Origin of the sequence: Kitasatospora sp. NPDC059795 (assembly GCF_042732175.1) — a bacterium.
Lineage (GTDB): Bacteria > Actinomycetota > Actinomycetes > Streptomycetales > Streptomycetaceae > Kitasatospora.
In genome coordinates this window covers 99,604-112,291 of sequence record NZ_JBHWID010000012.1, presented here as the reverse complement: position 1 = coordinate 112,291, position 12,688 = coordinate 99,604, and the positions used below count along the sequence as shown (strand labels likewise).

Genomic DNA, 12,688 nt, shown 5'->3' with positions numbered 1-12,688 from the left:
CGGCAGTGCCGGGCTGCGCAGCAGAACCGGCCCGGTGGCTGTGAAGAGTGGGTCCTGCCGCGCCGCCGCTGTCTCGCCCACAGTGCTCCTCACGCCGGTCGGGTGACTCCTGGGTGCCGTCGGCCGAGTTCGGACGGCATCCGGGTTGTGTATCGCGGCGATCGAGAACTGTCCATGGCCGATCGACCGTAGACGGATCGAGTCGATGATTGACCGAATACGATCGCCCGGCGGCGCAGAACCATTGTCCGGCCGGTCGCCCACTGCCTAACGTCCGATGCTGTCCGCCGCGTCCGATGCGGCAGCGAGGAAAGGGAGGCTCACATGGCCGACGACATGAACGAGCTGTTCGACCTGGACGTCCACGACCTGATCTCCACCGAGTCCGACGCGGCGGAGCAGGCCAGCATCAGTGACCTCTGCGTCACCGGGTCCTGCCACCGCCCGTACTGCATCTGACGCTTCGGCACCCACGTCAGAGCGGGGCGCGGCTGCCCGGACCGTGCGAACGGTCCCGGCTGCCGCGCCCTTGTGTGCGTTCCCGGCCTACACCGGGTCCTGACCCAGCGGCCCGTGCGGCCCGTGCAGCCCGTTCTCGTCCACCGTGGGCAGCGGTCCCCTGGCCAGGCGCAGCAGTTCCTCGGGGGTGAGTGCGGCCAGCCGCTCCCGGCCGAGCCGCAGCAGCTCGGCGGCGGTGGCCAGCAACTCCGCCTCGGTCGCGGGGCGTTGCGGCAGCGTCGCGGCCCGGCCGCCGCCCGCCAGCCACTCGCCGATCGCTCCCCACATCCCTCCGGTGCCCGCTTCCCGGACGGTGAAGGACAGGTGGACGGAGAGCCCCGCGTGGCCGGTCGCGGCATGCGGGGCGCCACGCGGCACGTACAGCACCTGCCCCGCCCGGAGCACCGTGGCGAGCGCCACCGGGCCGGGCTCCGGGGCCGGCCCGGGGTGCCAGCGCCCGTCGGCGGGCGCCTCGTGGACGGTCCACTCCTTCTCGCCGGCCAGCTGGACGACCAGCACGTCCGCGTCGTCCCGGTGCACGTCGAGCCCGCGCCGGCCTGGTCCGGTGGCGAAGCAGAACGCCTCGGTGCGCCGACCCAGGGTGCGCGCGATGTCGGCGGCCAGCGCACGCACGGACGGGTGCCACTGGTCCAGTTGCGGCAGCAGTAGCGTTGCTCCCTCGGCCAGCAGCGCACCGATCCGCTCGGGGTCGGCGAAGCCCTGCTCGCGACGTCCGGCCACGGTGCGGGTCGTGCAGAACTCCGCGGCCGGGACGACCTCCCCCGCCCGGACCATCTCGACGTACGGCACCCGCAGCAGCCCGCCGCGCAGCACCTCGTCCAGATCCTTCGGCCCGGGAACCCCGGCGGGCCAGGCATCCGGGGCGAACACCTCCGGCTGCCGTTTCGCCAGCAGCTCGACGAAGGCCGCCGTGTCCCCCACCAGTCCGGCCAGTGCTCCCGCCATCGTCCGTCCTCCCGCTCCCGCGACCGATCCGGGGCCGGCCGTCCCCCACCACTACGAACCGCGACCGGCCGCCGGTCCACCCCCGCCCGACCGATCGGTCGGCTATCGGCCACCTTTGCGCGGGCTTCACCGGCCGGCCACATCACCGCCGCCGCCACGACATCGCAGTTCACGGGACGTTACGTCCGGTAATCTCCGATCGGAGCGCCGAACCTCGCGAACTCCGCTCCGGCGGAGGTGATTTAGATCACAGCAACCGCGCCCGGCAGCCGACCGTACAGGACCGATTCGCCGCGCGCGCCGTTACGGCAGCCGCCAATCCACCGGCTGCCCGCCCTGGCGGACCAGCAGGTCATTGGCGCGGCTGAACGGGCGCGAGCCGAAAAAGCCGCGGTCCGTAGAGCGCGGCCTCGGATGCGCCGACTCGATGCCGCGGTGACCGTTGGCCTGACGGGTCTGCATGGCCAGCGCCCGGTTGAGCAGCAGCAGCACGCCCTGGTTCGCCCACGGCGTCAGGTCACCGTTGGACGGCGGCGGGAAGCCCAGGTCGGTGCTGTACTCCCGGTAGATGTTGATCAGAATGGACGGGTACGACGGCCCTGGACGCGCCCGAGGCCAACTGACAAGACCCCCCTCGCACCTGGCGAGGGGGGTCTTCTGCTGTTCCCGAGGTCAGGCGTTGCCGAACCGCCCATCCTTGACGGCCTCCACGAAGGTGTTGAAGGCGGCTCGGGAGACGACCAGCGCCGGCCCCTGGGGGTCCTTGGAGTCCCGGACAGGCACATGCGCCGCTGACACGTCGGCGCCGATCTCGATGCAGTTACCGCCGTTGTTGCTGTAGCTGCTCTTCACCCACCGGACCGTCGACAAGTCGATGATCTTGCTCATGTGAGAGCTCCTTCCTAACCGCCTGAATCAGGGCAAGTGAAGCGACCGTCGAGAGGGACTCCACCTGAAGCTGATCGTAGTCTCTGGCCCAGGCCGTGACTGTGTCTCGATTCCGCTCAAGGTGGCCTCGCGCCTGCGACTCCGCATACCCGATGACCACGCGATTGGGCAGGGTCAGCAGTACCAGCGGCATCGTGAATGGCGCGTACTCGCCCAGGTCGAACGGGGCAACTTGGATAGTGATTCGAGGGTGCTTGGCCAGCTTCTCCAGGTGAGCCAGTTGAGCTTCCATGACGGCCGGACCGCCCACTGGACGGCGGATGCAACTCTCGTCCATGACGACGTGGACAAGCGGCGGCACGGGCCGATCCAGCAGCTTCTGACGGACAGCCAGGAAGCCTACTCGGGCGTCCGCCTGCTCCTGACTGATGCCACTTCGCTGAACAGCCGCCGCGGCCAGCGCGGATGCGTAGGCCGGCGTCTGAAAGAGCCCGGGGATCACGCCAAGCTCGTACGCCTGAAGTCGCCGACACTTGCCCTCCGCCTCGGCGAACTCCTCGAAGCCCTCCAGCAGATTCGCCGCCAGGTACCTCCTGAACAGCTCCTCGAATCTGCCACCCGCGCCGAACACCTCGTCCGCCTTGACCGCAAAGTTAAGACTGACTGGCTTCCTCGCTCTTTCGACGTACGACACGAGCCCGGCCGAGTACTGCATGCGGCGCGCCAGTTCATCCTGGGACCAACCTCGCCCCACCCTTGACCTGCGAAGTTCCGCGCCAAAGCGCAAAGCTGGAGGTAACGTGGCGTCAACTTCCGGCTCTTCTTGCAATGTTGACCTTCTTAACTCGCAGGATCCGTCAGGAGTCAAGCCCTGGCGATCGTAGTGCCCCGCGCCCATGCTGATCACACGCCGACAGCGGAGCGGAACGGGTGGTGATCGCCCGCCTCCCGCCTGCCCATGACGTCGGAGCCAGTACTCACGGATCGGATCGAAGCTGCCATGACCACGGACACGGACGACATGGTGCAACGCGACTACAAGGCGAAGCCGGCCACGTCGCGTCACGGTACGCACGCCCTGATCACGGTGGCGTACGACGTGGTGTCGGTGCCGGAGGAGGAGCCCGTGGTCCTCGTCCTCAAGGCGTTCGAACCGGAGAAGCCAGGCCGCTGGGGCCTCCCGGGTGGAAGCTGGGGCAGGTACCCGGAGGAGACGCCGTTCGACACCGTCAGGCGGCTCGTCGAGGCCCGGTTGGGCATCGTGGCACCGATCTCCCCCGTCGTGCTCGGCGTCGACTGGACGCCGCAGGCCCGGTTCGCGCCCGGCATGAACTACATCTTCGACGGCGGCGTCCTCCCGGCCGCGTCCGCGGAGCAGATTCGGCCCGTGCCGGGCGGTGGCTATGCCGACGTGCGCATCCTCCCGCCGAGCCGCTTCAGCGAGATCGACATCGACCACGCGGCGGCGGCGCGCATCAGCCTGGCGCTGGCCCAGCGCCGCTCCCGAGCCGGCGTCCTGATGACCATGCGGGGCGAACTCATCTCGATCCCCGCTTCCCGCGCGTAGCGCCCCTCACCTGCCCGCAGCACCCGCCGGGGGGCAGGGGCGTGGTGCACCTCCGTCCGCCCGACGGGCCCGTTCCGCCGGCCGGGCTCGACAGGTTTCTCCGGCAGCAGGACGCGCGCCTTGTCGGGCCCCCGCCACCCGTCGTTGATCTGAGCGACGGCACGTCACCACAGGCTCCGCCCGATTCCCCAGGCAGTGCCGATCCGGGGTCGCCGAGGGGGTGGCCGGGATCGGCAACACCCGTCCTGGCGAAAGGAATTGGGGTGCCTCTGCCGGGACGGGGATCGTTCACACACCAACATGAAGGGGGTCCACTGTGACCGCGATCATGGATCGCCCCACGGCGTTCGCCGTGCCCGCGTCGGTCGAGCTGGAGCTGACCGGCAAGTGCCGGCTCTCCTGCGGCCACTGCTACAACGAGTCCGGACCCGCAGCGTCGCACGGCACGATGACGCCGGACGACTGGCGGACCGTCATCTCCGAGTGCGCCGAACTCGGCGTCACGACCGTCCAGTTGATCGGCGGAGAGCCCACCGCGTTTCCGGGCTGGGCGGACCTCGTGGACCACGCGCTGAGCGTGGGCCTGGACGTTGAGGTCTTCTCCAACCTGTACCACGTCACGGACAAGGGCTGGGCCGTACTCTCCCGGCCCGGTGTCAGGCTGGGCACCTCGTACTACTCCGTCAACGCCGGGGAGCACGACCGGGTGACCAACGTCGCCGGGAGCCACGCGAAGACCCGGGCCAACATCGTCGAAGCCCTCAAGCGCGGTATCCCGATCCGGGCCGGGATCGTCCGCTGCCACGACGGACAGCTCGAAGAACTGGCCCGTCAGGAGTTGTTGGCGCTGGGCGTGCACCACATCACCCTGGACGACGCCCGGGGAGTGGGCCGGGCCGGCGACGGGCAGGCGCCGACGACGGACGCGCTGTGCGGCAACTGCGCCCGTGGACGGCTGGCCGTCCTCCCCGACGGCACCGTCGCCCCGTGCGTGATCGGCCGGTGGCTGGGGTCCGAGAACGTGAAGGGACCGGGCGGACTCCGAGGTGTGCTCGGTGGGCAGGCATGGGCGAAGACCGCTGCCGGCATCCCGCCGAAGCGCACCCCCGTCATGGGCGCCTGTACGCCGAACGACAGCAACGACTGCGACCCGAGCAACACGCCCGCCTGTGCGCCCGCGTACGGCATCGCTCCGGTTCCGGTGCCGCTCGGGGGGTGCCTGCCGAACGACAGCCGGAGCTGAGCCCCGACCGAGACGGCGTGCAACCCTGCTTTCGGTCTGTAGAAGGGGACTTGATGAGCTGGACGAAGTACGCGCACGACCTGTCCAAGCAGACGACCGACCCGGATTCCCGGTGGCGACGCCCGGTTGCGGAGGTGCCCCGGCACCTGTTGATGCCCCGGTGGTGGGAGCCCGCCGAAGGCGGCGGCCGGCGACTCCAGGTCGGCGAGGACGACCCGGACCTCTGGTTCCGGCGCGCCTACGGCCACCAGTCGGTGGTCACCAGCGTGGGCGGGCTCCACGCAGACCACGCGACGCCGGGCGACGTTCCGGTTGGACGTACCACGAGTTCCGCCACGCTCACGGCGCTGGTGGTCAAGATGCTGCGGCACGGCCGGATCGGCGACGACCACACCCTGCTGGACGTGGGCACCGGAGCCGGCGGGCTGACGGCCCTCGCCTCCATCAGGCTGGGCGCGCACCGCGTCACCAGCGTGGACGTGGACGGGTACCTCTCGTTCGCGGCGAAGGCCCGTCTCGGTGAGATGGGCCTGAGGCCGGAGTTCATCACCATGGATGCCACCGGCCCGATCCCCGGTGAGTACGACCGGATCGTTGCCACGGTGTCCGCGCGTCCGATCCCGGTCTCGTGGCTCCGGGCACTGCGCCCCGATGGACGGCTCGTCACCACCATCGCCGACACCGCCCTGATCCTCACCGCCTGGAAGGACCCGGACGGCGGTGCCACCGGCGTTATCGAGCGGGACTGGGCCGGGTTCATGACCACCCGCCACGGCCCGAACTACCCGCCGAAGCTGGAGCACGTGTTCCAGGCGGCCCGCGAAGGTGAAGGCGAGGAGGTGAAGACGTACCGGTACCCGGTCGCGGACATTCGGGAGCACTGGGAGACGTGGTCCATGCTCACGATCAACGTGCCGGGCGTCGAACTCGACTTCGAAGCGCGCCCCGGCAAGCGAACCGCTCACCTCGCACACCCCGACGGATCGTGGGCCCGAGCGGAGGCGGAACGCTACGAGCCGCCGACGGTCCACCAGAGCGGGCCGCGCCGGCTCTGGGAAGACCTGGAGCGGATTCGGAACTGGCGGGAGGTCGAGGGCGGCCTTCCGCTGTACGGCTGCAAGGCCCGAATCGACCCCGACGGCGTGATTCACCTGTCCCGCGGACGCTGGGCGGCCGTAATTACCTGACGGACAGAACCATGCGATCAGACGGTCCACTGCCTGAGCCGCACCCCACCCAGCCCCGTCCGCATGAGCAGTGGCGGACGGGGCTGTTGCACTAAGGCAGCCGCCAATCCACCGGCTGTCCGCCCTGGCGGACCAGCAGGTCGTTGGCGCGGCTGAACGGGCGGGAGTTGAAGAAGCCGCGGTCGGCGGAGTACGGGCTCGGGTGCGGCGACTCGATGCTGGGCACCTGGCCCAGCCACGGCCGCAGTTCCTGCGCGTCGCGGCCCCACAGGATCGCGACCAGCGGGCCGCCGCGCGCCGCGAGCGCCTTGATGGCCTGCTCGGTGACGGCCTCCCAGCCCTTGCCGCGGTGGCCGTTGGTCTGACGGGTCTGCGTGGTCAGCGCCCGGTTGAGCAGCAGCACGCCCTGGTTCGCCCACGGCGTCAGGTCACCGTTGGACGGCGGCGGGAAGCCCAGGTCGGTGCTGTACTCCCGGTAGATGTTGATCAGACTCTTCGGAATCGGCCGGACGTCCGCGCCGACCGAGAAACTCAGACCGACGGCGTGGCCCGGCGTCGGGTAAGGATCCTGACCGACGATCAGCACCCGGACGTCCGCGAACGGCTGCTGGAAGGCCCGCAGCACCTGCGGCCCCGGCGGCAGGTACGTGCGGCCGGCCGCGATCTCGGCGCGCAGGAAATCGCCCATCACGGCGACCTGTCCGGCGACCGGCGCAAGGGCCTCGGCCCAGCCGGCTTCAACAACTTCGTGCAAGGGTCGTGCAGCCATGACGGAAGCCTATCGGCCGCACCGACAATGCCAGTTCAGCAGGTCGCCGCCCCCGGCCGCACCCACCGCGGCGCCCGCCCGTCGGGCGCCCCCGGACTCGCGAAGTGGAACGGCACCCGCAACGCCCGCGCCACCGCGACGCCGATCATCTCCGCCGCCACCGCGATGTGCGGCCGCCCGTCGTCGCTCTCCTCCGAACCGAGGTGCCGGGACGCCGTGCTCGCGTACACGCCCAAGCCGTCGGCCGACCACAGCGCGAGCACCTCCTCGTCCGCCGTCACGGCGCCTCCCGCTGCCTCACACCACCGCGCCGTTGAGCACGATGTGCCGCGGCGCCCCCAGGACCCGCAGGTCCGCGCGCGGGTCGGCGTCGTAGACCACCAGGTCGGCGGGGGCGCCCTCGGCGAGGCCGGGGCGGCCCAGCCACTCGCGGGCGGACCAACTGGCGGCGGCCAGGGCCTCGTTGGTGCTGAGACCGGCCTTGGTGAGTTCGATCGCCTCCTCGGCGACCAGGCCGTGCGCGAGCGAGCCCCCGGCGTCGGTGCCGACGTAGATCGGGATGCCGGCGTCGTGCGCGGCGCCCACCGTCGCGTAGCGGTTCTCGTGCAGGCGGCGCATGTGCGCGGACCACTGCGGGAACTTGGCCTCGCCGCCGTCGGCCAGGGCCGGGAAGGTGGCGATGTTGACCAAGGTCGGGACGATCGCCACGCCGCGCTCCACGAAGGCGGGGATCAGTTCCTCGGTGAGGCCGGTGGCGTGCTCGATGCAGTCGATGCCGGCGGCCAGCAGGTCGGGCAGCGACTCGGTGGCGAAGCAGTGCGCGGTGACCCGCGCGCCCTCGGCGTGCGCGGCGGCGATCGCCTCGGTGAGCGCGTCGCCGGGCCAGCACGCGGTGAGGTCGCCGGCGCCGCGGTCGATCCAGTCGCCGACCAGCTTGACCCAGCCGTCGCCGCGCCGGGCCTCGGCGGTGACGTACGCGGCGAGGTCGCCGGGCTCGATCTCGTGCGCGTAGTTGCGGATGTAGCGGCGGGTGCGGGCGATGTGCCGCCCGGCACGGATGATCTTCGGCAGGTCGTCGCGGTCGTCGATCCACCGGGTGTCGGCGGCGGAGCCGGCGTCGCGGATCAGCAGAGTGCCGGCGTCCCGGTCGGTGAGGGCCTGCTTCTCGCTGGTGGCCCGGTCGACGGCGCCGTGCGCGTCCAGGCCGACGTGGCAGTGGGCGTCCACCAGGCCGGGCATCGCCCAGCCGGTGAGGGTCACGGCGGGCTCGGCGGTGGGCCGCTCGAAGGTCACCCGGCCGTCCACGGCCCAGAGTTCGTCCCGGACGTCGTCCGGTCCGACCAGCACCCGGCCCCTGATGTGCAGCACCCCACCGTCGGTCATGCCTGGCACTGTACTCGGCGCCTGTGCGGGCGCACAGGACGATCTGCGGCAGACTGTTCGACGGCGGACCTCCCGTGCCGCCCCGGCGAAATCCCTCCGCTGCCCGAAAGGTCTTCCCGCATGCTGCTCGACCTCCCGCCGATGACCGCCGCCCGGTTCGCCGCGATCGAGGACAAGGTGGCGGCGCTGCTGCACACCGAGGCCGACGTGATCGTGACCCAGGGCGAGGCGCTGCTGCCGCTGGAGGCGGCGATCAAGGGCGCGGCGCACCCGGGCTCGACCGCGCTGAACATCATCACCGGCCCGTACGGCCAGACCTTCGGCGGCTGGCTGCGCGACGCGGGCGCCAAGGTGGTGGACCTGGCCGCGCCGTTCGACGCCGCCGTCACCGCCGAGCAGGTCGCGGACGCGCTGCGCGCCAACCCGGAGATCGACTTCGTCTCGCTGGTGCACGCCGAGGCCGCCACCGGCAACACCAACCCGGTCGCCGACATCGCCGCCGTGGTGCGCGAGCACGGCGCGCTGCTGATGCTGGACGCGGTGGCCTCGGTGGCCGCCGAGCCGCTGCTGACCGACGCCTGGGGCATCGACCTGTGCGTGATCGGCGGCCAGAAGGCGATGGGCGGCCCGGCCGGCGTCTCGGCGGTCTCGGTCAGCGATCGGGCCTGGCAGCGGATCGAGGCCAACCCGGCCGCACCGCGCCGCTCCTACCTCTCGCTGCTCGACTGGAAGGCCCGCTGGACCGACGCCGGCCGCACCCAACTGCCGCACGCCCCCGCCCAGTTGGAGATGCTCGCGCTGGACGCCTGCCTGGACGCGATCACCGCCGAGGGCCTCGACGCAGTCATCGCCCGACACCGCGCCGCGGCCGCCGCCACCCGCGCCGGCGCCACCGCGCTCGGCACCGTCACCCCGTACGTCCGCCTCGCCGAGCACGCCGCCCCGGTCGCCACCACCCTGCGCACCCCCGAGGGCCTGGACGCCACCGAGCTCGCCGCCGAACTCCACCGCCACGCCCCGCAGTTGCCCATCCAGGCAGGCGGCGGCGCACTGGCCTCCCGGATGCTCCGCCTCAACCACTACGGCCCGGCCGCCACCGCCGAAACCGTCATCGCCACCCTCGAAGCCCTCGCCCAGGCCACCGCCACCCCCGCCGCCCCGGCAGTCACGGCGGCCACCGAGGCCTGGGAGCAGGCGATCTGACGGCCCGACACCGTCGATCAGGAGCGAACCGGCAGGTGCGGCAAGGTCTCGTGAGAGCCTGATCGACACTCGGCGGCCTGCGCCGAGACCGCGTCGGCCGCCGAAGTGAAGAGGGAGTGCGGGTGTACGTCACCAGAGTCCAGCTCAGGAACGTCAAGGGCTTCAGCGGGAAGCGGGCCGTGGACCTGCGCCTGGAGGGGAAGAGCGGCTGGACGGTCCTGGCCGGGCGCAACAGCTCGGGCAAGTCCACGGTGCTCCAGGCGATCGCGCTGGCACTCTGCGGCCCGGGCGTCGCCCGGTCCCTGGTGACGGACTTCACCGGGTGGGTCACCACCGGCGCCAAGAAGGGCGAGGTGGAGGTCCATGTCACCCATGAACCGTCCCTGGACGGCTTCGTGGGCCCCGGGAACACGCCCCAGCGAGAGATCTCATTGGGGCTGCGGTGGACGCCCCCGTCCAACGAACAGGACCACGGTGCCCGGCCGGTCCTGGACACCCTGACGCCCAGGATCAAGAACGGCCCCCGCGGCCCGTGGGCGGAGAACCCGGTCGGCTGGTTCTACGCGGGCTACGGGCCGTTCCGGCGTCTCACCGGCGGATCCAGCGAAGCCCAGCGCCTGATGATGAACCAGGGGCCGAGAGGCCGTCTGGCCACTCTCTTCCACGAGGATGCGTCGCTGGCCGAAGGGGTCGCCTGGCTGATCGACCTGCGCCTGCGGGCGTTCGAGGAGGGCACCCGGGAAGGCGTCGCCGAAGGCCTGCTCGACATCGTGCTCGACCTGCTGGGAGACGGCCTGCTGCCGGACCAGTACCAGATTCAGCGCGTGACAGCGGACGGCTTGTGGGTGGCCGAGACGGGCACGGAGGGCAGACGCTTCCCGCTGAAGGAGATGAGTGACGGCTACCGGACGGTGGCAGCGCTGGTCCTCGACATCGTCCGCCAACTCCACCACACCTACGGCTCGTTGTCCTTCATGGGGACCGGCAACGGGGGCCTCGCCATCGCTTCGCCCGGTGTCGTGCTGATCGACGAGGTCGACGCGCATCTGCACGTCACCTGGCAGCGCAAGATCGGCGATTGGCTGCAGGAACACTTCCCGAACATCCAGTTCATCGTCACCAGCCACAGTCCCTACATCTGTCAGGCCGCCGACCCGAGGAGCCTGATCCGCCTGCCCGGGGTGGACGAGCAGCAGCCGGCCGCGATCGTCGACGACGACCTCTATCGGCGGGTCGTCTACGGCAGCGGGGACGACGCGGTGCTCTCGGAGCTCTTCGGCCTGGAGACGCCCTACTCCAGCCGCGCCGAGCAGCAGCGGAGGCGGCTGGTCGCGCTGGAGAGCAAGGTGTACGCCGAGACCGCCTCCGAGGACGAGATCACCGAGTACCACAACCTGGCCGACCTGCTCACGAGTTCGCTGTCCAGCAGGGTGGCCGAGGTGTCCGCCCGGTTGGAGCAGGACCGGTGATCCCGCTCCGGCGGATACCGCTGCCGACGAACGCCGAGACGCTGCTGACCAAGTGGAGCGGCCGTGTCTCGGACGCGGGCGGCAGTTCGAAAGCGGCACGTGACCTGTGGGTGAGAGCCGCCTCGCCGAAGAAGCACGTCCGAGGCGCACTGGAGCCGATGGCCCGCGGCAATGTCCGGTGCATGTACTGCGACGACAGCCGAGCCACGGACATCGACCACTTCCAGCCGATCGAGAAGGCGCCGCTGCGGACGTTCGTCTGGGCGAACCACCTTCTTGCCTGCTCCTACTGCAACAGCAACGCCAAGAGGTCGCTCTACCCGGTCGACCAGGACGGCACATGTCTGCTTGTCGATCCGACTGTCGAGGACCCTGCCGACCATCTGGTGCTGCTGCTGAGGAGCGGCGAGTATCTGGCGGTGAACGACTCCCCGAAGGGGCAGCAGACGATCGACGTGTTCGGCCTCAACCGGAGAGATCTGGTCAAGGGCCGCTTGGACGCCTTCGACCGCGCCTGCTCCAACATCCGCGACTGGTTCGTTCTGATCCAGGACGACGACCCGCACGCCGACCGCTTGGCCCAGGCCTTGTTGGATTCCCCGTTCATCGACGTCGTCCACGCGATGACCCGGCTCGGGCCGGCCGTCGCCCCCGCCGTCGTCGGACAGCGCACCGTGGCCGCGCTCGACGCCTGGCGGTCGGTGCACAGCTTCTGAGTCAGTGTTCGAGCCAGGGCACCGGGAGTTCGTCGCAGATCGCGTCCAGCGCCTCCTCGTCCACCGCACGCACCGCCAGCCAGGCGCCCTCCTGGAGCACCAGCAGGGCGTCCGGCCGGGCGAAGAAGCGGGTGTCGATGCCGTCGGCGTGCACGCGCGGCAGTTCCGTCCAGGCGGTCAGGTCGGCCGGATCGATCTCGGCGCCGTCCACGTGTGCGCTGTCGTCGAGCAGGGGTTCGGCGAGCACGATGCCCAGGCACTCGGCCGAGAAGCGGGCCGTCCACGGGGTGATCTCCAGCTGCACGGACGGCGCGACGTCCGGCCAGCCCACGGTCGGCGGGTCCTCCTGGTCGAGTGCGGTGAGCGGGATGCCCCAGTAGGCGCAGGACTGGTTCTCGACCCGGTACACCAGGCAGTCCTGGTCGATGTACAGCTCTTCGGGCGGCAGCAGGGTGTCCTGGTTGCTGGTCAGGTCGGGGCGGTTGCCGAGCAGCCGGTACGCCTCGCGCAGGGCGGCGGGCAGTTTCAGGCCCAACCGGGCCTCGGCCGCGTCGAGTCGGACGTCGCTCCAGCCGCCGCCCGGAGTCAGCGGCGTGCCCCAGAAGGCGGCGATGTCGGCGATCAGCCGCCACGCGGCGGCACGGTCGGCGAGGGCGGCGGGCAGGTCCCGGGACAGGTCGCGGGCGAGGTCACGAGCGAAGTCACGAGCGAGGTCGAGCGTCATGCCCGGCACGCTAACGCACCCCACGGACAGGGTTCGGCTGCCGGTGGCCGACCGTTCACCGGCTGGGCAACCGGC

The 12,688-nt window shown here is 71.0% G+C and carries 14 protein-coding genes and 1 pseudogene; 7 read left to right on the top strand and 8 right to left on the bottom strand.

Features of this window, described 5'->3' with window-relative positions:
• Window positions 1–324: 324 nt before the first annotated feature.
• Window positions 325–459, top strand: coding sequence for a hypothetical protein (locus ACFV4P_RS24040; RefSeq protein ID WP_274536992.1), 135 nt, complete (start codon window positions 325–327; stop codon window positions 457–459).
• 87 nt (window positions 460–546) lie between these two features.
• Here the strand turns inward: ACFV4P_RS24040 and ACFV4P_RS24035 are convergent, their stop codons facing one another.
• From ACFV4P_RS24035 to ACFV4P_RS24020, 4 genes and pseudogenes are all read right to left on the bottom strand, one after another.
• Window positions 547–1,464 carry a JmjC domain-containing protein gene (locus ACFV4P_RS24035; protein ID WP_380474287.1) on the bottom strand — a complete coding sequence of 306 codons (918 nt, stop codon included), beginning with the start codon at window positions 1,462–1,464 and terminating at the stop codon, window positions 547–549.
• A gap of 303 nt (window positions 1,465–1,767) precedes the next feature.
• Window positions 1,768–2,079: pseudogene (locus tag ACFV4P_RS24030) on the bottom strand (uracil-DNA glycosylase); the annotation flags it as partial.
• 57 nt (window positions 2,080–2,136) lie between these two features.
• A complete protein-coding gene (locus ACFV4P_RS24025) occupies window positions 2,137–2,352 on the bottom strand; it encodes a DUF397 domain-containing protein (RefSeq protein ID WP_380474284.1) in 216 nt (71 codons plus the stop codon).
• On the bottom strand, window positions 2,285–3,250 hold the full coding sequence (locus ACFV4P_RS24020) for a Scr1 family TA system antitoxin-like transcriptional regulator (RefSeq protein WP_380474547.1): 966 nt from the start codon (window positions 3,248–3,250) through the stop codon (window positions 2,285–2,287). The genes ACFV4P_RS24025 and ACFV4P_RS24020 overlap by 68 nt, the downstream gene beginning before the upstream one ends.
• Window positions 3,251–3,352: 102 nt before the next feature.
• Here ACFV4P_RS24020 and ACFV4P_RS24015 point away from each other — a divergent pair, with 102 nt between their 5' ends.
• The 3 genes from ACFV4P_RS24015 to ACFV4P_RS24005 all read left to right on the top strand — a co-directional run bounded on the left by ACFV4P_RS24015 (window position 3,353) and on the right by ACFV4P_RS24005 (window position 6,349).
• Window positions 3,353–3,919, top strand: coding sequence for a hypothetical protein (locus tag ACFV4P_RS24015; RefSeq protein WP_380474281.1), 567 nt, complete (start codon window positions 3,353–3,355; stop codon window positions 3,917–3,919).
• A gap of 328 nt (window positions 3,920–4,247) precedes the next feature.
• A complete protein-coding gene (locus ACFV4P_RS24010) occupies window positions 4,248–5,162 on the top strand; it encodes a radical SAM protein (protein ID WP_380474278.1) in 915 nt (304 codons plus the stop codon).
• 53 nt (window positions 5,163–5,215) lie between these two features.
• Window positions 5,216–6,349 carry a 50S ribosomal protein L11 methyltransferase gene (locus ACFV4P_RS24005; protein ID WP_380474275.1) on the top strand — a complete coding sequence of 378 codons (1,134 nt, stop codon included), beginning with the start codon at window positions 5,216–5,218 and terminating at the stop codon, window positions 6,347–6,349.
• Between the two features lie 91 nt (window positions 6,350–6,440).
• Here ACFV4P_RS24005 and ACFV4P_RS24000 read toward each other — a convergent pair whose 3' ends face one another.
• Genes ACFV4P_RS24000 through ACFV4P_RS23990 form a run of 3 tightly spaced genes read right to left on the bottom strand, consistent with a single transcriptional unit; the run spans window position 6,441 to window position 8,501 of the window.
• The gene (locus ACFV4P_RS24000) at window positions 6,441–7,118 is read right to left on the bottom strand and encodes a uracil-DNA glycosylase (RefSeq protein WP_380474272.1); all 678 of its coding nucleotides are present in this window, start codon (window positions 7,116–7,118) and stop codon (window positions 6,441–6,443) included.
• Between the two features lie 35 nt (window positions 7,119–7,153).
• A complete protein-coding gene (locus ACFV4P_RS23995; RefSeq protein WP_380474269.1) occupies window positions 7,154–7,399 on the bottom strand; it encodes a hypothetical protein in 246 nt (81 codons plus the stop codon).
• A 16-nt stretch (window positions 7,400–7,415) separates the two neighbouring features.
• Entirely contained in the window at window positions 7,416–8,501 is a 1,086-nt protein-coding gene (locus tag ACFV4P_RS23990; protein ID WP_380474266.1) for an amidohydrolase family protein, read from the bottom strand.
• Between the two features lie 120 nt (window positions 8,502–8,621).
• On the opposite strand from ACFV4P_RS23990, the gene ACFV4P_RS23985 reads away from it, so the two are divergent.
• The 3 genes from ACFV4P_RS23985 to ACFV4P_RS23975 all read left to right on the top strand — a co-directional run bounded on the left by ACFV4P_RS23985 (window position 8,622) and on the right by ACFV4P_RS23975 (window position 11,889).
• Complete coding sequence (locus ACFV4P_RS23985; protein WP_380474264.1) at window positions 8,622–9,704, top strand: pyridoxal-phosphate-dependent aminotransferase family protein; 1,083 nt, start codon at window positions 8,622–8,624, stop codon at window positions 9,702–9,704.
• 122 nt (window positions 9,705–9,826) lie between these two features.
• Window positions 9,827–11,173: an AAA family ATPase gene (locus tag ACFV4P_RS23980; protein ID WP_380474262.1), complete on the top strand. Its 1,347-nt coding sequence runs from the start codon at window positions 9,827–9,829 to the stop codon at window positions 11,171–11,173.
• Window positions 11,170–11,889 carry a hypothetical protein gene (locus ACFV4P_RS23975; RefSeq protein ID WP_380474260.1) on the top strand — a complete coding sequence of 240 codons (720 nt, stop codon included), beginning with the start codon at window positions 11,170–11,172 and terminating at the stop codon, window positions 11,887–11,889. Before ACFV4P_RS23980 ends, ACFV4P_RS23975 begins: the two co-directional genes overlap by 4 nt.
• A gap of 1 nt (window position 11,890) precedes the next feature.
• Here ACFV4P_RS23975 and ACFV4P_RS23970 read toward each other — a convergent pair whose 3' ends face one another.
• On the bottom strand, window positions 11,891–12,613 hold the full coding sequence (locus ACFV4P_RS23970; RefSeq protein WP_380474258.1) for an SMI1/KNR4 family protein: 723 nt from the start codon (window positions 12,611–12,613) through the stop codon (window positions 11,891–11,893).
• Between the last annotated feature and the right edge of the window lie 75 nt (window positions 12,614–12,688).